Here is a 20,561-nt window from a genome sequence, read left to right as displayed (position 1 = left end):
CCTCAATTCATGGCTGGAGCTTTTTTACGATAAATGCCCGGAGATGCCCCTTCCATTCGCTTAAATACTTTGCAAAAGTAGCTGGGATCAGAGTAACCGACCATTTCGCTGACCATACTTACGGAAGCAGAACTAGATTCCAACAAATGTTTCGCTTTGACGATCCTTACTTGATTCAAATAATCACTGAATCCCACGTTAAGGTGGGTGCTGAAGTAACTGGATAAATAAGAAGGATTGAAATGAAAATAATCGGCTAAGGTCGTTAAAGTAATAGGCTCGGCATAATGCTCTTCAATGTATTGCATGAGACGCTTCAGATCTGGAGGGCAGTTTTGTTTTTTTTCTGCAAGCACGATTCGTTTCACATTACTGAGGAAATCTTGAAAGCTCTCGATTGCCTCATTGGCTTTCCCCGCTTCATTGATAGCAGCGAAGTATTCATATTTGTCATCTTCAAGTTTGTCCACATCATATTTTAAATCACCTAAAAGAACGATGATGTTGAACATGATATTTTGCAGCCAGGACTTGAATTCGAATATATCTTTAGTATAATTACCGGTTAAACCGCTCACATGCTCCTGTAAAGAAGAAAGAGCGACATCGAATTTCTTCTGTTTAAAAAGATCAAGAAACCTGCTTAAATCAAAAGACTTTTCGTTTTTCTCAAGGGCAGGTAAAGAATCATAGAGCAATAAGGGCTCGTCATTCAGATAGAAAAGATAGTCCTTCATCTTCAACAAGTGATTTTCGTAAACTTTTTTCATTTCATGAATCGAGGTAAAGGGATCACTCATCAACCAGGATGTACTCAAATCGCTATCTGGCACTGCCATATCCTTTAAACTCTGCCTAATAAAAGGAAGCCGCTCCGAATCGAAATTCAATAACAACAACATGATATCACTCTCATTAGATGGAATGAAAATTGCTTCAATAGAATCGCCCGGATCAAGCATGCGCTCACTTAACTCTTCAAAGGTGCGATTATGGTCTGATTTCTTAAGCCCGCACGCGGCAATAAGGCTATAATAGTTGTAAGGGAACCCATCAATTGAAGAGGACTCACTACTCGATAAGGAATATCCAGCTAGACTTTTTTGCAAAAGCTTTTCCATCGAAATAGAGCTTTGGCTGGTTTCAACAGCTTTTTGAGCATCGGGAACAATTTCCCTCAACGTTTTCGTCAATTCTTTGCCATTCAATTTCGGCTTTAGAATGTAGTCAGCCACACCGTATTGAAACGTCGATCGAACATAATCGAAATTCTCAAAACTGCTTAATACTATGATTTCAATCTTTGGATCTTGCTCTTTAACCGTGCGTACCAATTCAATACCATCCATACCCGGCATGACTACATCTGTTATGACAAGGTGCGGCTGCAATCTTTCAATTAAATTCAAGGCTTCATTTCCATTCGAAGCTTCCCCAACAATCTGAAAGCCCTCCTGCTCCCAATCTATATAATTGATTACTCCCTGCCTGATAAGCATTTCATCATCCACTACTAAAACCCTATACAGACCACCCATAACTATCTCTCCTTTAAGAAGTCGTCTAGTCTCGAAGAATGGGAGCTTATCCTCCCTCAAAAAACTTGGTATAGATTTTTCTCATGCCTTAGTGATTGTTCAGCAATGTAACAAGTATCAACAATTTTTTTAAATTTCTGATACTTGTATTTTAAAGTTTTTTAGGTCGGTCGTAAACTTATTTTCAATTATGCTCCCCGTAAACAAAGCACTTTCACATCGAATCAAAAAATAAAAACAGGTAACAGCATCAACCGCCGTTACCTGTTTTTATACTAGAAAATGTTGTCGCTCATCAATTTCCGCCTGGCAGCGGAGCATTTGGAGCTACTATCCCTTGTTCCCGCATTTCCTGCCAGAATGAAGCAGGAATATGAGTATCAAGAGCAGCCTGATCCTCTTCGATCCGTTCAGGGCGGCTGGCTCCAGGAATGACCGCAGCGATAGCAGGGTGTGAAAGTGTAAACTGCAGTGCTGCCGCCTTCACACTAATTCCGTGATGCTCAGCGATGCTCTTGATTCTCTTCACTTGTGAAATGATTTCCGGAGATGCTTCCTGGTATTCGAAGTGTTTCCCTCCAACGAGAGCACCAGAGTTGTATGGGCCGCCAGCAACAATTTCAACGTTTTGTTCTAAAGCTGCCGGCATGACTCGCTGTAACGCTTTTTCGTGGTCGAGCAGCGTATAGCGATTAGCCATCAAACATAAATCCGGCTTCGCTTCTTCCAGTTCAAGAGTCAGTTCTATCGGTTCCACACGATTTACTCCAAGGCCCCAGGATTTAATAACCCCCTCATCACGTAAACGCGTCAGCTCACGGAAGGCTCCGGTTCGTGCTGTTTCGAATTGAGCAAGCCATTCATCGCCATGGAAGTCTTGAGCAATATCATGAACGTAGACGAAATCCAGATGATCCGTATTTAATCGTTTCAGACTTTGCTCGATCGAGCGCAAAGTTCCGTCCGCGCTGTAATCATTGAGCACCTTGTTCTTACGCCCGTGTTCAAATAGTCCCTCCGCAGGTTCTTCTAATTCATCTTCAATCACACGGCCTACTTTACTGCTCAGCACATAATCGTCTCGGTTATACTTCGCCAGCGCTTTTCCAAGACGAATTTCAGCCAGACCAGCACCATAAAATGGAGCCGTATCAAAGTATCGGATGCCATGCTCCCACGCGGCATCCACAGTGGCCAATGCTTCTTCTTCTGGTATATCGCGGTACATATTACCTAAAGGAGCTGTACCAAACCCTAGTTTCCCTTGCATCATACTTTTCATTGATACTTCCTCCTAATCGAATATCTATTTTTAAACAGTAAGCGAAGGCTTACCTTACAATCCATTTTAAAAATAACTACTATTTCTTCATTACCCGACAATTTTAATTATGAATCTTATATAAAATAATGAAAAGCACGCACTTTTAAGTAACATATGTACTAAAAAGTGCGTGCTCTAAAATTACTCAACTGTTTTTGTATGCATGATGGCGCTCATACCAATGATAAATTCTTCTACTTTCTTCTATTGTCAAACCCTTGAGTACTTTTGGCTTCATTGAACGATTTTTAGATTGAATGGTACCTAGTCCAAGATATTTTTGGAGTAAATTCCGTGTCATTTGCATTTCTGTAATCTTTCCACTTTTCACCATAACAAAATAATTGTGCAAGATGCCTGTTCTAAGTTGTAGAAATTCAGTATCCAAATTATATCGCGTTCTTGAAAAACTTATCCATTTGGCTGATACAACTACAAAAAAGAACAGTATAGAATACACCCACCACGGCTGCACGATTCCATAAGGGACAGGCTCCCATAAAAATAAACCAACTGTAAGTACTCCCCCTAAACAAAACGGGTGTACTATACGGGATAACCCTCCCCTCTTAGGTAAACGTATTTGAGGCCAAGCTATTCTGTATTGGGGTATCAGCTCGGGTATCAGCGTACGGATTCTATTGAGAGGTAAGAAAGGAAATAATTGATATGATTCAACTTCAGAAGGCGACGTTCCAGTAACCATCAAATAGACTTTAGCTGTACGTGTTATTCTTTTTGATATGGTTTGGGTAACTTCAATTCCTTGTACTTTACCTTTGGGGATAGATAAAGAAGATTTATGACTTCCCCCCTTAGATATATAGATATAGAACTGATCAGATGTAATTTCGTAATTTCCATATTTACTATAAGTTTTAACAACACCAAAAACAGTGCCGCCTATCAGAACAACTAAAGCAAAGAGGATCAACTGTCCCCATGAGAATTCGTGGTTTAATAAGTAATCGAGTACTTGTCTATCCCAGTCATTCAATTTGGATATAATTGATAAAGCAAAAGGGATGAACAGTAAAAAACTAAAAGAAACAAAAGAAGCTTTGAGTATATCTTTAAAACCTGCTCTAAAATTTACCATCAACTCTGATTCTTCACCTGTTTTATAAATGCTCTCCTTTTTTTATTGGAATCAATAAACTCATTACCTTTTACTAAAGATTCAATACGATCAGCTTCCTCTAAGGTGAGAACACGGAAGATAATATCTTCTTCACTATCCAATTCTGTTGCCAGTTCAATAGATGTCACACCAAAACATTTATGTAATAAAGATGTATGACGATTGACGTGCTTAATGCTTCTGGAATAAAGGATTTCATGTTTCTTTGCAAATATTCCCTTCTGCCACTCCAAAGTACCTTCCTCCAAGCTATATTTATGCGTGAACCACTGCATTAACGTCGTCAACATACTAAAAGAAAAAGCGGTCACAAACACATATCTTCCATATTCAAAGAAAACGGAATCATCTCCTCCCCTAAGGATGAATAACAGGAAGACAAAAAACACTCCACTTTTCATTAGCTTTAGAAAATCAAAAAGAAGTACCAGCAGGTTCTGTCTTTTCACCACATCATTCACCCTCTTCCACGATTCTTGCATGAAAAGCTATTCGTTCTTTTAATTCAAGCGCGATATCTTTTGGTAACATGGGAATTTCGTGAGATGAGCTGATGGTTTGAACCTTGATGGTACAAAGTCCATATTTTTTCAATAATGGGCCCTGCTCCATTCGCACATGCTGAATCTTACTCATGGGTATCAAATCATGTACTTCTTTCATGGCTCCACGTTTCAAGCGTAAAAACTCCACTGACACATCGTAACGCCAATTCCTATACAAAAGAAACGGCCTGTACATTGACCATGGAAGCAGCACAATTGGAAAAACCGCAAACAAGAAAAAACTCCATCTTATCCAAAGCGGCCAATTTAAATATATAGAAGCCCCCAGCAGAACGCCAACAACTAATAAACCAAAGATTGTTGCAGCAATCTCGGTAACTACCCATACTATTACAGCTTGATTCGAAAGTCGTTTTCTGAGATTTGGACCGTTCATTTAATCTCCCTCTTTCTATTTTTTACATTTATTTACACTAAATAACTTAACGGATAAAACTATTAAATTCAATAATAATTTATCGTTTATCAATAAATTATTATTGAATAGTAGTGATATACACTGTATACTTAGTACCATCAATAAGATACATATTATTACATAAGGAGATCAACTGGATATGAAATTAAATGCCTTCTACAAAATTGCTTCAATTTTTTGCATCATACTTTTTTACGTTGTAGCACTAGCCGGGCTTCTTTCAATAGCCTTTCACATCGGTTACTTATGGTTTCCAGATAGTGCATTCACCAAATCAGTTGGGCCTTTTGAGCCCATCTATTCGTATTTAACTCTCCACTTTAACGAACAGCCCAGACTTTATGATGATCCGTCTTTTATAAGGTTATCTTTCTTAAATGTAGTAGCTGCCTTTCTTTTTGTGAATCTTTTCTTATGGCTGCTTTATAGGTTCCTGAAAAACATTTATAAACATGGACTGTTCGTTGAGCAAAACGTCTCTGTCATCTTAAGACTAGGTCTTACCTTTATCATTCTGGGTACTGCGTACGCATACACTGATGAACTAATGACTGCGGAAGCAGTGGCGAGATTAGAAGTGACCAACGCGACCATCAGTTTTTCCAGCCTATATTACATAGACACTCTCCTTGGTGGAATTATTATGATCATCATCGCTTTAGCTTTAAGAACAGCAGTTGGAGCAGTAGAAGAAAACAAGAAAACAATATAAGGCGGTTAACTATGATACGAATCAAACTAGACGTAATGATGGCGCAACGGAAAATGTCATTAAACAAACTATCCGAGATCGTGGGAATTACACCTGCCAACTTATCCATTTTGAAAAATGAAAAAGGAAAAGCCGTGCGTTTTTCTACACTAGATGCTTTGTGTAGAGCTTTGGAATGTCAACCTGGTGATTTACTTGAATATGTGGAGGAAGAAGAAAAATAGGGAGGTAAAAGTATGTGGGCCATCTGTTTTAGAGAGTGCAAAGATTTGTTCAAAGGATTCAAACCTGTGTTAATTATTAGTATCCTACTGGGAATGGCAATGGTTTCAACAAGACTTGGAGCAGCCTTTCCGGATGAGATTGAAGGGGTGACACAGAAAGAGATGTACACATCAGGGCTTACTCTGACCATTACACTATTCGGCATCCTGTTTGTGTTTGCTCTGTCTCATAGTGTGGTGAATAAAGAAATTGAGTCGAAAACCATTCGGTTCTTAGTTACTAAAACATCCAGGAATAGAATTTTGCTGGGTAAGTTTATGGGAACCGTCCTCTTCTGGCTGATTATCATAGGAACCTGTTTCACATTTATAACGCTTACCTCCAGAATGTTTCATTTAACGAATTACATAGAGATTATGATTTTTCTCCTTTATTCCATTAGTGCGGCTTTCCTATTATCTAACACCGTTCCAAAATCCAGCCAGTCCATGTTCATCGGCTTGATTCTCGCCTTGGCGATTCCGGGACTGTCGCTGTGGGCCTACTTTTCTGAACGCTGGTATATCATGTGGCTCAAATACGTCACCCCTTATTACTATACGGAATTAGCATTTCCACTCCAAGGAGTGCCTTTACTATTTGCTGCTTTATTTATCGTCCTATCCCTCTACTTATTTAAAAGGAGAGATTTCTGATGCCTGTCATAGAAACCGAGAAATTATCCAAGTCATTTTCCAGAAACGAAGTAGTAAGTTCCATTTCCTTAAAGGTGGAGAAAGGAGAAATCTTCGGCTTTTTAGGCAGAAATGGTGCTGGAAAAACAACCTTTGTCAATATGCTCACCGGCATCACCCTCCCTACCTCAGGAAGGATGCTCCTGTTGAACAATAATAACGATATTGATCAAATTAAGCATCGGGTGGGCGTACTGCCTGATTACTCAACTTTTTATGACCACTTAAGCGCAAAAGATCATTTAAAGTATTTCTGCAAGGTTTCCGGTAAACCAGCTGCCACCTCCAAAATCGAGGAAGTATTAAGAGCTGTGGGGTTAATAGGACACGAAAAGAAAAAAGTGGGCAAGTTTTCATTTGGAATGAAGAAGAAACTTGGTATTGCTCAAGCTCTTATCCACGACCCTGAACTTCTTTTTCTCGATGAACCCACATCCGGCGTTGATGCCGAATCCGCCATTCATATTCAACGACTCATTCTTGAATTACAAAAGAATGGAAAGACGATTTTTATGACCTCCCACAACCTTGATGAAGTGGAGAGAATCTGTACGAGAATAGCAATTATGAAAGAAGGACATATTCACTCAACTGGCACGATGAAGGAATTGAAGAAAAAGTATCAAACGAGATCAAGGGTGCAAATAAAACTATCCTCACACATAAAGAAAGAACAAAAAGAAAACATCAAAAACTTGTTATTTTCTTATTCTATAGAATGGAAGGACAGTATGCTATTGGTGGATGTCATGGCTGAAGAAGAAATACCGACGATAGTGCATGCTTTAAGCAAGGAAGGCATCGATATATTTGCAGTACATGTCCATGAACCATCATTACAAGAAATCTTCCTAAGGCAGTAACTATTAAATAAGGTTGATAAGCAACTGATTATCGAACAATAATAGCTATTTAAGAAGGCCTGCGCCCATGTATTAAAAACAAAGGAAACAGGCCTTTATTGCGTTACTCTACCTCCATTTCCCTAACTATTTCGTCCATCCCTTCTCGCACCCACTCATGCTGAAGTTCTAAAGTAAAATAAGAATTGTCCGATCTTCAACTCTTGCTAACGTACTATTCAACTCTTATCCAAAATCATAAGAAGCGAACTTCCTGCCCAAAGTAAATATGCTGCCTGTGCCATGATGAGCATTCCAAACTCGAAAGTTGAAAGCTTCCTTTCCCGTTTGATTTTTTTGAGATGTATGTAAAAGATGAAAGAACAGAAGAGTAGCAGTAATACCGAAACTTCGTACATGTTTTCTAATAAATCTGGCAAGGTTATCAATCCTCACTTTCCGCTTCATAATGAGACCCGCTCTTATGATGATCTCTTTCTTCTTCCAAATACTTTTCAAGTTTGTATGCTATAAAAACAAGCGCTGATGCACCGACTCCAATCATCACACCATCTGTCAAAGCTCCAACCAAGCCGCCTACCAAAATAAATGTAGTGATTTGATACTTCATAAAAAACCGTCACCTCTTTATCAATAAGTCTTATCACTCTTTCCCTTCTTCCGTTCTTAGTTCCAATTATTTCAAAACATTACTATTTACTCAACCAATATAAAAAGACGTAATTCTTTAATAAAATTACGTCTTTTTATATTGGTTTTCCAAGATGGGTTTCTCGGGTCTTCAGGACCTGGCACAGCAGGAGGGGGAAAATGATAGTTCTCATGAAGCGATTTTTGTAAGTAAGCAATGAGACTATTGCTTACTCGACTCCCTCCCTGTGGGCCGGCACAATGAATGAACAGTACATGATGTTTCAATGAAAAACCTCCTTAATGAGGTCACTCTCTTTTAGTAACCGAAAGTCTCCCCTTTATTCACGTTTATTATGTGATTATTTATCGAAACCTTATTATTACTTTGCCAATTAACCTTAGCGTGTTCTATGCGTTTTTGATAATATATTCTTTTTTTGAACCAAAGTGGTCCACTTAACTCCCCTCTTATTCCAAAGGTGCCAGCTGCGCCTGCATCCCACCGGTAGAAATCAATGGTGTGCTTTTCATTAGGAGAGCTCACTGTTTTAATATGTTCATCCACTCCCATTGAAGAAAAGAACGATGCAAATAACAAGGCTAAAGACAGGGCAGCAGCCAACAACAATGATAAAACCACAGTCAACCAGCTTCTTAATCTCGCAAGCCAGTTTCTTTTGTCTTTAAAACCTTTTACTCCTAGGACAAAAGCTGTGATACTAACTGCAAGGAGAATATAATTCGGAGGTGCAATCAACCATGCGTTATTAAAATTAGAATACAAAGAGTAAATAGCTACTCCTATGCAGAATATTATTAAACATAATCCTCCCACGTTATACTTTATTGCCAATAACAACACCCCGGTATTTTTTTTAGTTTTGTCTTCAAGGAACAGTGACCACTTTACTATATAATCCTGTAAAAAATCCGCCATACCTTTGTTTGGAATTACAGCTTAATCACCGGATAATCTTTTGGACAAGATATACCGCGAAAGGATTCATTTCATTATATAGCCAACTTTCTTTAGGCTTCGCTTCTTTTCCAGAACTTTCATTCCGCCTAAACACCTTCGTTACATGGTATATCTATTTTTACAGAAAGTTTAAATTATTATAAATAATTTGATTTTAATCCTCAATAGTTATATCCTTTTTGTATCCGCTTACATAATAGAACAGAGGAGGAATTTCATGACAGCCAATAAAAACAGGTGGCTGATTGCTTTATCAGCCATTGCTATTCATCTATCTATAGGGGGAGCTTACGCATACAGCGTGTACACTACGCCCGTAAGTGAAGAAATGGGATGGTCCCCAACCGAAGTAACGATTGCATTTACCATTATGATGGCGCTCGCCGGGTCATCTGCCGCCTTATTCGGGAAATTTGTTGAAAAAAGCGGACCGAGAAAATCGGCAATGGTTTCTGCTATTTTGTTCGGACTTGGACAAGCAGGTTCTGGTGTCGCGATTGCGGTTGATTCCCTTACGCTATTCCTGCTTACATACGGACTGGCAAGCGGACTCGGACTTGGGATCGGTTATATTTCCCCGGTCTCGACACTAGTCAAATGGTTTCCAGACCGACGAGGTTTAGCCACTGGATTAGCTGTATTAGGCTTTGGCACAGGGGCTCTAATCACCGCTCCTGTAGCTGCCAATTTAATGACAACCGTCGGCATAGCCAATACGTTCTATATATTAGGCTCTGCTTATTTCGTATTTATCACCTTAGGGGCTTCTTACATTGCTCCCCCTCCAGAAGGCTGGATGCCAGCAGCGATGAAAAAGAATATGGCCTCTGGTAAAAAAGTTTTCAAGAAGGACTTGCAGCAACTAACTTCAAGAGAAGCGATAAAAACGAAACGGTTTTGGCTGCTTTGGATTATGATGCTCATTAACACAACGGCAGGGATTATGATGATTTCCGTGGCTTCGCCTATGGCTCAGGAAGTGGTCGGTTTATCAGCCGCGGCGGCAGCTACGATGGTCGGTATTATGGGGATTTTTAATGGAGGAGGCAGACTCGGCTGGGCGGCTGCATCTGACTATATCGGCCGGCCGAATGTTTTTCTAATCTTTTTCCTCATCCAAATCGTAGCTTTCTTTACACTTCCTTTAACGACGAACGTCATTCTATTCCAGGTACTTATCCTGCTTGTGGTCAGTTGTTACGGTGGAGGCTTCTCCAACCTGCCTGCATTTATCGGAGATTTGTTTGGAACGAAACAGCTCGGTTCCATTCATGGATACCTTTTAACAACCTGGTCTTTAGGCGGCGTATTCGGTCCGATGCTAGTTTCACAAATCAGAGCAAGCACAAATAGTTATACAGCCGTCTTTTACGTTTTTCTCGGATTAATAACTCTGGCCTTTATCGTCTCTATTTTAATGAAATTAGACATTAAGAAGATTGAGAGAGAAACAAGGAAGAAACAACAGGAAGATGAAGCTGTCAATTATTAATAAACTAAGGAGCTGGCTATTACAGCTGTAAAAATGAAACTTTTTAATATCGTTTAATATTTACCAATCAAAAAACGATCCGAACTTTATGTGGTCGGATCGTTTTTTGATTGAATTTATACATGAAGTCACTGTGGAATCTAGTCTTCTACAATTGGGTGGAAATCCACCAGGTGTTGCCTGCCGGATCTACGACTCCCCCGCGGCGATCGGGATCACCTTCCTTATTTACAGGTTCTTGTAGTGATTCTCCCCCGGCTTTTATCGCCCGATTATAGGTATTTAAAGAATCTTTTACGTAAAGGTGAATGTGAGATGGATAGGAAGACCATTCTTCAACGGACTCTCCAACCATAATTACGGAATCATCCAGTCTTACTTCTGCGTGCATAATTGAACCATCGCGCCTCTCATAGACACGCAGTTCTTCACCATCGAAAGCTTCCTTTAAGAAATCTATCAAGGCTCTAGCATCGTCTACTACTAAATAGGGAGACACTGAAGAGTATCCTTTTGGTTTCCAGCTCATCCTTCATCATTCTCCTTTATGCAGTTTTTGTAAATCACTTAACTCCCTGTAAAAATTATAAAGAAAGCACCCTTAGATTAAGCTCAACAAAACTTCTGAGCATCATGATTTAGAATTCTTCCTAACCCTCAGGATAGACAGTTATTAAATGACTCAGCATCCCAGAAGATGAAGGCTTTATATCCAATTCAGTGAACACCTTCTTATAGTGATTAAACCATTCATCAATCGTAGTTGGTTTATGGCTTACATCATTAACAAAGTTAACAAGAACGAGCCAGGTCGGTATGTTGAATTTCTCATTCATCAAATACAAATAAGCGAAACGATTAGCCAACTGGTAATAGTGCTTCACCCATGTATCAATGGGCACCTCTGACCCAAAAAAACTCTTCGTCTCCTGAATTGTTCTTAGAATTAATTCTATACTTTTATCGTCCGAGGCTCTCAATTGGGAGTTCATCTCCCTGACATGGGCTTTTGCTTCTACTAGTAGCAACGCCTTCCTGCCGTCTTTTCCTTCGACCGTTGCTATTCCATCCCAGCTGGGTCCTCTTTTCGGCCAATATTTATCCATTTTGTCCTTATAGGGTGTCCAATTGTCATCACAATTGAGAAACTCATTTCGATATTCTTTATAACCACAATCTTTTAGAGGTGAATACCATTTTATTTCTTTATCATTCTCTATAAAAGATAGCAGTGACGGTGAACTCTTAAGGATCTCACGATTGATTTCAGCTTGTTTGTCATTGACATACTTTTCGATTAAATCCTGACTTCCTTTTTTAGTGCGGACTGTCTGTCGATGCTGTGACACTAACTCTTCGAACATCCTTTCTCTTTTTGAGTAAAGCTGCGGAGACGGGTGATAATATTCACCGCTTGAATCATCCTTTTTACCAATAATCGGTACATCTGCCTCCTCGATAACTTTCAGCCATTCCTGTTTAACACCTTTAAGGTACGTCCAATTACTCTTTTGCTTAAGTCCCCAGCCAAGAATCAGCCAGGGATGTTTCTGTAATTCCTTTTTTGTCACTAAAGAATCATGGATTGAATACTCCCCCTCTTCCACGTGGCTTTCAAATAACTTGATGGCTTGTTCAGCATTTGTGTGGCGAAGCGTAAAGAGATTGTAGATGTGGAAGCGACCACAGATTTCGGAGTTTTTTTCATAAATGGCTTCAACTATTCTAATCAGCTGTCTCATAGTCGGGTCTTCTGTTTTAATCCGTCCATTCGCATAACCTTGCTCTTGTAGAGAATGTGATAAATCATCAGTAATTGTAGCAGAACCGGGATTAAGCATGAGGCATGCCCCTAACGATTGTTCAGAGTCTCCCCATTGTAAATAGGCTGATTTACGATAAGTGTGCTCACCTTTTTTCACAAAATCTCCATAAGCTTTTGCTTTTAATAACAAGATGTTCACCTCTCTTGGGATTGATTTATTTCCTTATTTTAGGTATTCTCTCCATTACTTAAATACCCTCTATTTCATGTAAAAAAGGAGGGTGATATTTACTTTTTACATGAAACAGACTAAAGGTAATGAAATATAAAAAGATGATCCCTGTGAACTACAGAGATCATCTTCAAAAAGAAGCAGTTTAGGAGACTTTTTTATGGGATATATTTCACTAATAACCATACTCTTTTTATTTTATGACTTTTGAGTAGCAGCCTGGTAGGTTTTATACCCACCACTTAAGTTGCTTGTTTGATAGCCGTTATTTTTCAGGATAGTTGAAGCTAAATAACCGCGAAGACCTACTTGACAATGGACATAGATATGTCGATCATCTGGCAGTTCATTTAGTCGAGCGCGCAATTCTCCTAAGGGAATGTTGATCGATCCGTCGATCATTCCTCCGTCTCTTTCTCTAGGTTCTCGTACGTCGATGAGAAGTTCCCCTTTATCTACGATGTCGCTTACATGATGGTAGTGAATAATATTCATTTCACTATCCAAGACGTTAGCAGCTACATACCCGGCCATGTTTACAGGGTCTTTAGCTGAAGAATACGGCGGGGCATAAGCCAATTCTAAATCGGCTAAATCCCGTACATTTAACTTTCCTTTAATAGCTGTAGCGATAACGTCTATACGTTTTTCAACACCCTTATATCCGACACCCTGAGCTCCTAAAATCGCCCCTGTATCTGAATCGAATAAAAGCTTTAAAGAAACAGGACTGCCACCGGGATAATAAGAGGCATTAGAGGCAGGGTGTACATGGATAGCTTCATAGTTTTTATTGAGTGATTTTAATAACTTTTCATTATTTCCCGTTGCCGCTACCGTCAAATCGAATACTTGAGCTACTGACGTTCCCAGTGTTCCTTCGTAGGAAATGGAACGCCCATTAATGTGATCGGCAACTAGCCGACCTTGACGATTTGCAGGCCAGGCGAGAGGAATCATAGCTGGTGTCTGTTGGATATAATCTTTTACTTCAATAGCATCTCCAATAGCGTAGATACTTTCATCTTCTGTTTGTAACTGTTCATTCACAAGAATACCTCCTCGAGAGCCGAGAGAAAGGTTTGCATTTTGAGCAAGTTCGCTATCGGGCTGGACCCCTATGGACATGATCGTCAAATCGCTGTTCAACTTCCTCCCACTTTGGAGTTGAATAGTTTTTCCTTTATCTTGAAATGCCTTGACACCGTCTTCAAAAATCAAATCCACATCATTTGCCTTCAATTCTTGATTAATAAGTGCTGCCATTTCGTAGTCGACTGGTGACATCACTTGGTTTCCTAGTTCAACAATTGTTACTTTTATGCCTCTATGGTTGAGATTCTCTGCCATTTCTAAGCCAATAAATCCACCGCCAATAACAACGGCTTCTTTCGGGTGCTGCTCATCGACCCATCTCTTGATTTGATCTGTATCCGGTACTGTGCGCAGCGTAAACAAATGCTCTGCTTCAGCAATCCCTTCAAATGGAGGGACAATCGGCTTCGCACCAGGAGATAAAATGAGTTTGTCATAGGACTCCTCATAGACTTCACCTGTATTTAAATTTTTTATTTTAATTGTCTTTTTCTCGCGATTAACCTCTATTGCTTCACTTAAATTACGGATGTCTAAGTTGAATTTATTGGACATCCCTTCAACCGTTTGAACTAGTAAGGCCTCTCTGTCCGTAATGACTTCTCCAATATAATAAGGAAGCCCGCAATTCGCAAAAGATATATATTCTCCTCTTTCAATCATAATAATCTGGTCTTCCTCACTTAACCTTCGCAACCTTGCAGCAGCTGTTGCTCCTCCAGCAACACCACCGACAATGATAATTTTCCTACCCAAGACGACCCTCTCCTTTTAAATAGCTTTTATGCTAATGTGATTAATTTCACATTTAACTTATAATTTAAGTTTACTCTTAACATATCGAGAAATCAATATACCCCCTGGTGTATATTTTGTGACAAAATTATCTTCTTTGAGAGCTATATTGTTGTTAGACCTCCAAAGTTGTTTGAAGGCAGGCGTCTAACGATCCTTGAGAACCCCCATTGTAAAAGTTTGGTCACCTATTTTCCCAAAATGCCATAAACATTTCTGTTTTATTAGATGAGATGTTTACCTCTCTTGGTTTTGATTTATTTCCATATCCTTAAATATTATCGCAATTACCGTTTGACTGTTCTTCTAAATTACTTGTAATTTCCGTAGAGTAATAATCTCTCTATACAACTCTCTCTAACCCAAAATCGATATTGACTAAAGGGACCCTGCACCAAATTAAGCATACTGAAGAAGTGAAGAAGCCACTTAATTTTAAGCGGCTTCTTCAGTATGTGGATAGGCGGCATTTCAAAAATGAGTGAATTTTTTTTAAAAACAAGGTCCTTCCAGAGGAAAATTTTTAAAAGAGCTTAAAATCCCAAGTTACATTTTCTATGACTAGGGTATAAATCAACTAAACCTTTCCAATTGAAAAAGGAGATAGATATTTATGACTCAGTCAGTAAAAGGAAAAGTCGCACTAGTCACAGGAGGAGGCTCAGGAATGGGCAAAGCCTCTGCCATTCACTTAGCTAAAGAAGGAGCAAAGGTCGCCCTCGCCGACATCAAAGAAAAAGACGCACAGGAAACAAAAGAAGAAATAGAATCCTTAGGCGGAGAGGCGATTATTATTGAAACAGATGTATCGAAAGAAGAAGATATCAAGCAATGTTACAAGCAGCTCATTGACCGTTTCGGACAATTAGATATCATCTTCGCCAACGCGGGCATCAATGGAAAAATCACTCCGATTGAAGATATGAGCGGAGAGGAATGGAGTCAGACGATTGATACTAATTTAAAGAGCACTTTCTTAACGGTGAAGTATGCTATTCCTCATATGAAGGAAAAAGGCGGGAGCATCATTATTACAAGCTCCGTCAACGGAAACCGGGTCTTTTCCAACTTTGGGTTTTCTGCCTACAGTTCGTCGAAAGCCGGACAAATGGCTTTTGGAAAGATGGCCGCTCTTGAACTATCAAAGTACCAAATTCGCGTGAACGTCATCTGCCCTGGTGCAATCGAAACGAATATTGAGAAAAACACAAACCCTGAAGAAGATAAGTTAGAAAAAATTAAAATTCCCGTTGAACACCCTAAAGGTGACCAGCCTTTGCAGGATCGACCTGGAAAACCAGAAGAAGTTGCGGATCTAGTAGTCTTTCTCGGATCTGATGCATCACGCCACATTTCTGGCACAGAGTTATATGTGGATGGAGCGGCCTCGCTGCTTTAATTCATAGAATTTACGCAGTTTTAATTTATCTACTAAAAAGCAAACGCAAAAGCAATCAGTTCTACAACCGCGGGCTTTTCATTAAGTCTAGTAAAAACATTCCTCCCTATAGTCTATGAAAAAAGTAGATCTATGGGATAAGTGGATGCATTCCCTGGAATTCTGGTAAATAAAAAGGCTATCCTTTTGGTGTAAGGATAGCCTTTTCAGGATTCTAAATAAGTTTTTTGTGATTACTCAACATCATATTCACTAGCATTCTTTACTTGAAGCACGACATCATCAAGAGAGATATTATGTTCTTCACTTACGTTTCCCATCAGAAATTTAAGCGAAGCTTGATCATCAGCCGTCATGTCAAACTCAAAATCAAAACGCTGCTCTTCTTCATTTAAAGCAACTGTTTCATTGAAATAGCGGTGATAATCGGCATTTTCAAGGGTAACTTCTATATCTCTTGCCACACTGGAACTGGCATTAAAAGACAGAACATAAGTAATTCCGTTCGTTAACGAAAGATCCTGCTGTTCGATAAGCACACCCCAGTCTTCGTTCCCGCCTTCTTGAATACCTACATTCAATACTCCTTCGTCAGCGGAAACATTCGCTTGCGCATCAAAATGAATATATTCTGTCCAATGGTTAAGACCTGATGAAAAATCACCGTTTTGTAATGGATAAAGCTCAATGTCTATGGACGTTTGAATCATTCTTACATTATCTAAATAAACGTCTCCAGGCTGACCTCCGACCATAAACGTCAACTGTCCTTTTGGAGCGGATTCCGGCATGGTGAATTCAACAGTATAATCTTCCATTTCTTCGGTTAATGTCAACGTTTCACTCACATAACTTTCACTGCCATCTTCACTTACTAATTCTACTTCGATGGTTTTGTTTTGCTCTGCTCTTGCTTTAAATGTCAGCTCATAATCTTCCCCTTGATCCAATGGGAGCCCTGTTTGTTTTAACTGAACATCTTCAGGATTTAAACCTTCGTTTTGAATATCAACTTGCATTTCACGCTGCTCTTCAGAAACGATCATTTCAGCGGAAGACTGCTCTGATGTCACAAGCTCCCAGTAGTTGGTCCTTGTCATATCCCCCTGATCAAAAGTTCCATTATAAATGAGGTTCCCATCCGCTAAAGGAGGCTTTGTGTTGTTTTCCTGCTGTTCACCCGTGATATTCTCCACTCGGACATTTCCAATAGAGACAGGGGCCGTTCCGTTGCTTCCCATATTAAACTCTATTCGTGCGCCCAGATCTGTGTCCTGGTTTAGCGTAAATGTATATTCATAGGACTGAACTTGATCACTAAGCTCTATCGTTTTTTCTCCGGAATAGTTAGCAAAGCCTCTTTCTTCTCCACCGGATACCTTCGTCATTATATTACGGTTGGTATCAGATTTTGCATCAAAGGTTACTTTATACGTATTGCCTTCCAGAATCGCGAGCTTTTGAATAAGCTGCAGGGACCATAATGCATTACCGGGGTCTGTCACACTGGTTTTAGCAAAAGAATGACCCTCAACCTCTTCCTTCTCTATCGTTCCGCTTCCCTGGAAGTCTGGAAGCTGTACGAAATTCCAATAATTCTCATCAAACTCATCTTCATGTTGATCGATGATGGTAAAAGGTTCATTATACTCATTATCATAAATGAGGTTGCCATCTTCTAATGGCTGTTTTGCATCTTCAGGCAGCTCATCTTTTTCAACAACAGGTTCTACAGGCTCTTTATAATCACGGCCTGTTAACTCATAGGCTCTTACATAGTCTACTTCCATTGTTCCTGGAAACTCTGTAGATTCATCGGGATTGCCGCCATACCAGCCGCCAACAGCTAGATTCATAATTAAATAGAATTCCTGGTCAAATGGCGCAGGGAAAGCATATTTATCAGACTGATTCTCCCCTTTACCAAACCAATTGTCTAATGTTTGATATAATTCTCCATCCACATACCAGCGGATTTCTCCAGGTTCCCATTCCACTGAATATGTATGGAAATCGGTATAATCTTCTCCTTCAGGAAAATGATACTCGGTTCCTTTGTACGTATTATTCGGGTATTCCTCTCCGTAATGAATCGTACCCCCGATTTCACTCGTATCTTTTCCGGCGGCTTCCATAATATCGATCTCACCGGAAACCGGCCAGTCCCCATAAACTTCATCTTCAGGCATCATCCAGAAGGCCGGCCAGAATCCTTGACCTTCAGGCAGTTTCATTCTTGCTTCGAACTTGCCATACTTTTGGCTGAACAGCCCTTTGGATGTCAGCTTAGCAGAAGTATAGTCGTAACTTCCGAATGGGTCACTCTTCTCTTCTTCTTTAGCCTCGATGACCAGCTTACCGTCATCTATAAAGGAGTTTTCAGATGAGTCAGTATAATACTGCAATTCATTGTTACCCCACCCAGGAGATACTCCTTCGCCATTTTCGTCTACAAGCCAGTTCCCAGTATCGTGAGACCACTTCGATTGATCGATTTTACTGGATACGAACTCATCGGACCATACGAGAGACCAGTCCGATTCCTTTTGGTCCTTATCGACGATCACAACGTTACCTAAGTCCGAGTCAACGGCCTGCACTTTATTTTGAAGCTTTTCATCAATATAGACGCTTCCGCTGACGGTCGTGTTCTCTAGTTGAATATTACCCGGGTCAGCCCCTTCGCTAATATAAAGGTCTCCTTCAACCGTAGAGTCTATAAGAGCGATATCCGAATGATTGATCCAGGCATTTCCTGTAATCTGCTCGTCCTTATAGTTTCCTTCCTTATAAAAGTAACCTTGAACAAGAGAGTCAATCATAAGAATGGCATCGTTACGCTTTAATGGTTGATTCGATCCCTCTTCCAACTCGCTCGTCAATGAATCCGGTAATACATGTTGGAGAATGTTAAGCGCATCTGCTTCTTTTATGGCAGATTTTTCACTATCCTTTACATATCCTGTCTCTTTAAAAACTTCCATCATGGACTCGCTGCTTATGTTAAATAAGTTGCCGACCAGTATGGCATATTCTGAAAAAGAGAGGGAAGCATTTGCATTCTTCTTTTGATTCAGTCCCTTAAGTAATCCTCTTTCTTCCCAATGTTCAATCCGCTCGTCCCCTTTGTCCTTCTTCGCAAGAACAGACGGTGACATGACTTGAAAAACGACAGCTAACGTTAATAGGACAGTTAAGAATTTTCTCAAAATACTCCTCCTTAGAATTAGATCCTATATTCTTATTAAGGAAACCGCTTTCGTAAAAGACCAAAAAAATTCAGGTGATTTCAAACCTGTTATTTTCGACTGTGTTCTTATACCAATAGTAGCTTTCCTTCCTCGTTCTTTCGAAAGTATCAAAGTTGATGTGAATAATACCGAATCTTTTCTCGTAGCCTTCAGCCCACTCGAAATTATCAAGCAGTGACCAAACGAGATACCCTTTAATCGGCACACCCGCTTTGATCGCTCGGTGCAGAGAAGTTAGGTGCTGCTTTAAGTAGTCAATGCGTTCTTGGTCATTTACTTTTCCATCTTCTACTCCATGATTATAGCAAGCTCCATTTTCCGTAATATAAATAGGAACGTCGCCATAGGTTTCGTTCAAATTCTTCAAAGCTTTGTAAAAGCCATCCGCATAAATCGGCCAGCCAATGTCCGTTTGCCGATAATCGAGAGGAACTTCCTCGACCTGAAACATTCCTGCCTCTTCATTATGACGGCCAAGACTGCCTGTATAATAGTTGATGCCATAAAAATCAATCGGCTGAGAAATCAGTTCCAAATCTCCTTCTTCGATACGCAGCGCAGCGTTATGTTCATCAAAGATCTGAATCAATTCCTCTGGATAGGAGCCTTTAAAAACAGGATCCATAAACCACTCTTTCTGCCACAGCATCCCCCGACGGCACGCATCTTGATCCTCAGCTGCTGGACTGAACGGTTCCAGCCAGCCCAAGTTTGGTGCATAACCTATTTCTCCATCAGGTACAAGTTCTCTAAAAGACTGAACAGCTTTACCGTGGGCTATCAGCAGGTGGTGAGATACATCGACAGCCGCTTGTAAATCTTTTTTTCCAGGAGCATGGATTCCTAAGAAATTGGACAAGAACGACGCGCACCATGGTTCATTGATCGTAATCCAGTTCGTCACTTGATCACCGAATTCCTTAAACATCGCTTCAGCATATTCGTTAAAAGCGTCAATTGTGGCACGATTCTCCCAGCCCCCTTGATCCTGCAGGACTTGAGGCAGGTCCCAGTGATACAGCGTAATCATCGGTTCAATACCATGATCGAGCAGCTCCGTAATCAAGTTCCGATAATAAGCTACGCCTGTTGGATTTAAGCTGCCTGTTCCTTCAGGCATGACCCTCGACCAGGAAATCGAAAATCGGTAAAGATCGATTCCAAGGTCTTTTAAATGCTGGACATCTTCTTTATATAAATGATAACTGTTGCAGGCATGATCTCCAGTGTCTCCGTTTTTTACATTTCCAGGAGTATGAGAGAAAGTATCCCATATAGAAGGACTTCTCCCGTCTTCATGAGCTGCTCCTTCAATTTGATAGGAAGCTGTTGCAGCTCCCCACTTTAATTCTTTCGAAAATTCTATTGTTGTCATATGATAACCTCCATTACGAACGTA

General features: G+C 40.0%; 19 protein-coding genes. 6 read left to right on the top strand and 13 right to left on the bottom strand.

The annotated features are described in order from the left end of the window. Positions 1 to 2 precede the first annotated feature (2 nt). From O2Q26_RS05365 to O2Q26_RS05345, 5 genes are all read right to left on the bottom strand, one after another. Entirely contained in the window at positions 3 to 1,538 is a 1,536-nt protein-coding gene (locus O2Q26_RS05365; protein ID WP_289214907.1) for a response regulator transcription factor, read from the bottom strand. A 295-nt stretch (positions 1,539 to 1,833) separates the two neighbouring features. Further along, complete coding sequence (locus O2Q26_RS05360) at positions 1,834 to 2,820, bottom strand: aldo/keto reductase (protein WP_289214906.1); 987 nt, start codon at positions 2,818 to 2,820, stop codon at positions 1,834 to 1,836. 187 nt (positions 2,821 to 3,007) lie between these two features. Then, positions 3,008 to 3,961: a PH domain-containing protein gene (locus O2Q26_RS05355; RefSeq protein ID WP_289215316.1), complete on the bottom strand. Its 954-nt coding sequence runs from the start codon at positions 3,959 to 3,961 to the stop codon at positions 3,008 to 3,010. Then, the gene (locus O2Q26_RS05350) at positions 3,961 to 4,455 is read right to left on the bottom strand and encodes a PH domain-containing protein (protein WP_289214905.1); all 495 of its coding nucleotides are present in this window, start codon (positions 4,453 to 4,455) and stop codon (positions 3,961 to 3,963) included. Before O2Q26_RS05350 ends, O2Q26_RS05355 begins: the two co-directional genes overlap by 1 nt. Position 4,456: 1 nt before the next feature. Continuing rightward, positions 4,457 to 4,945: a PH domain-containing protein gene (locus tag O2Q26_RS05345; protein ID WP_289214904.1), complete on the bottom strand. Its 489-nt coding sequence runs from the start codon at positions 4,943 to 4,945 to the stop codon at positions 4,457 to 4,459. A 181-nt stretch (positions 4,946 to 5,126) separates the two neighbouring features. On the opposite strand from O2Q26_RS05345, the gene O2Q26_RS05340 reads away from it, so the two are divergent. The 4 genes from O2Q26_RS05340 to O2Q26_RS05325 are packed head-to-tail and all read left to right on the top strand — an operon-like array spanning position 5,127 to position 7,521. Continuing rightward, positions 5,127 to 5,699 (top strand): hypothetical protein, encoded by a 573-nt coding sequence (locus tag O2Q26_RS05340; protein WP_289214903.1) that lies wholly within the window; start codon positions 5,127 to 5,129, stop codon positions 5,697 to 5,699. Positions 5,700 to 5,710: 11 nt separating this feature from the next. After that, the gene (locus O2Q26_RS05335; RefSeq protein WP_253933837.1) at positions 5,711 to 5,923 is read left to right on the top strand and encodes a helix-turn-helix domain-containing protein; all 213 of its coding nucleotides are present in this window, start codon (positions 5,711 to 5,713) and stop codon (positions 5,921 to 5,923) included. A 12-nt stretch (positions 5,924 to 5,935) separates the two neighbouring features. Further along, positions 5,936 to 6,619: an ABC transporter permease gene (locus tag O2Q26_RS05330; protein WP_289214902.1), complete on the top strand. Its 684-nt coding sequence runs from the start codon at positions 5,936 to 5,938 to the stop codon at positions 6,617 to 6,619. Next, positions 6,619 to 7,521 carry an ABC transporter ATP-binding protein gene (locus O2Q26_RS05325; RefSeq protein ID WP_289214901.1) on the top strand — a complete coding sequence of 301 codons (903 nt, stop codon included), beginning with the start codon at positions 6,619 to 6,621 and terminating at the stop codon, positions 7,519 to 7,521. Before O2Q26_RS05330 ends, O2Q26_RS05325 begins: the two co-directional genes overlap by 1 nt. Before the next feature lie 424 nt (positions 7,522 to 7,945). On the opposite strand, the gene O2Q26_RS05315 is transcribed toward O2Q26_RS05325, so the two are convergent. The 3 genes from O2Q26_RS05315 to O2Q26_RS05305 all read right to left on the bottom strand — a co-directional run bounded on the left by O2Q26_RS05315 (position 7,946) and on the right by O2Q26_RS05305 (position 9,007). Then, positions 7,946 to 8,131 (bottom strand): hypothetical protein, encoded by a 186-nt coding sequence (locus O2Q26_RS05315; protein WP_289214900.1) that lies wholly within the window; start codon positions 8,129 to 8,131, stop codon positions 7,946 to 7,948. Positions 8,132 to 8,217: 86 nt separating this feature from the next. Then, positions 8,218 to 8,439 (bottom strand): hypothetical protein, encoded by a 222-nt coding sequence (locus O2Q26_RS05310; RefSeq protein ID WP_289214899.1) that lies wholly within the window; start codon positions 8,437 to 8,439, stop codon positions 8,218 to 8,220. A 31-nt stretch (positions 8,440 to 8,470) separates the two neighbouring features. Next, positions 8,471 to 9,007 carry a DUF5412 family protein gene (locus tag O2Q26_RS05305; RefSeq protein WP_289214898.1) on the bottom strand — a complete coding sequence of 179 codons (537 nt, stop codon included), beginning with the start codon at positions 9,005 to 9,007 and terminating at the stop codon, positions 8,471 to 8,473. A 343-nt stretch (positions 9,008 to 9,350) separates the two neighbouring features. Here O2Q26_RS05305 and O2Q26_RS05300 point away from each other — a divergent pair, with 343 nt between their 5' ends. After that, the gene (locus tag O2Q26_RS05300; protein WP_289214897.1) at positions 9,351 to 10,625 is read left to right on the top strand and encodes an L-lactate MFS transporter; all 1,275 of its coding nucleotides are present in this window, start codon (positions 9,351 to 9,353) and stop codon (positions 10,623 to 10,625) included. A gap of 148 nt (positions 10,626 to 10,773) precedes the next feature. Here the strand turns inward: O2Q26_RS05300 and O2Q26_RS05295 are convergent, their stop codons facing one another. The 3 genes from O2Q26_RS05295 to O2Q26_RS05285 form a co-directional block, all read right to left on the bottom strand. Next, the gene (locus O2Q26_RS05295; RefSeq protein WP_289214896.1) at positions 10,774 to 11,154 is read right to left on the bottom strand and encodes a VOC family protein; all 381 of its coding nucleotides are present in this window, start codon (positions 11,152 to 11,154) and stop codon (positions 10,774 to 10,776) included. A 121-nt stretch (positions 11,155 to 11,275) separates the two neighbouring features. After that, positions 11,276 to 12,580 carry a DUF1643 domain-containing protein gene (locus O2Q26_RS05290; protein WP_289214895.1) on the bottom strand — a complete coding sequence of 435 codons (1,305 nt, stop codon included), beginning with the start codon at positions 12,578 to 12,580 and terminating at the stop codon, positions 11,276 to 11,278. Between the two features lie 240 nt (positions 12,581 to 12,820). Beyond that, positions 12,821 to 14,473, bottom strand: coding sequence for a CoA-disulfide reductase (locus O2Q26_RS05285; protein WP_289214894.1), 1,653 nt, complete (start codon positions 14,471 to 14,473; stop codon positions 12,821 to 12,823). Between the two features lie 652 nt (positions 14,474 to 15,125). Here O2Q26_RS05285 and O2Q26_RS05280 point away from each other — a divergent pair. Next, entirely contained in the window at positions 15,126 to 15,911 is a 786-nt protein-coding gene (locus tag O2Q26_RS05280; RefSeq protein WP_289214893.1) for an SDR family oxidoreductase, read from the top strand. 233 nt (positions 15,912 to 16,144) lie between these two features. Here the strand turns inward: O2Q26_RS05280 and O2Q26_RS05275 are convergent, their stop codons facing one another. Beyond that, complete coding sequence (locus O2Q26_RS05275) at positions 16,145 to 19,120, bottom strand: carbohydrate binding domain-containing protein (protein ID WP_289214892.1); 2,976 nt, start codon at positions 19,118 to 19,120, stop codon at positions 16,145 to 16,147. A gap of 70 nt (positions 19,121 to 19,190) precedes the next feature. Beyond that, positions 19,191 to 20,537 carry a GH1 family beta-glucosidase gene (locus O2Q26_RS05270; protein WP_289214891.1) on the bottom strand — a complete coding sequence of 449 codons (1,347 nt, stop codon included), beginning with the start codon at positions 20,535 to 20,537 and terminating at the stop codon, positions 19,191 to 19,193. Positions 20,538 to 20,561 lie beyond the last annotated feature (24 nt).

The organism is Halobacillus campisalis, from assembly GCF_030345335.1.
Lineage (GTDB): Bacteria > Bacillota > Bacilli > Bacillales > Halobacillaceae > Halobacillus_A > Halobacillus_A campisalis.
The sequence above is the reverse complement of the archived record's forward strand: the minus strand, read 5'-3'. Positions and strand labels throughout refer to the sequence as shown.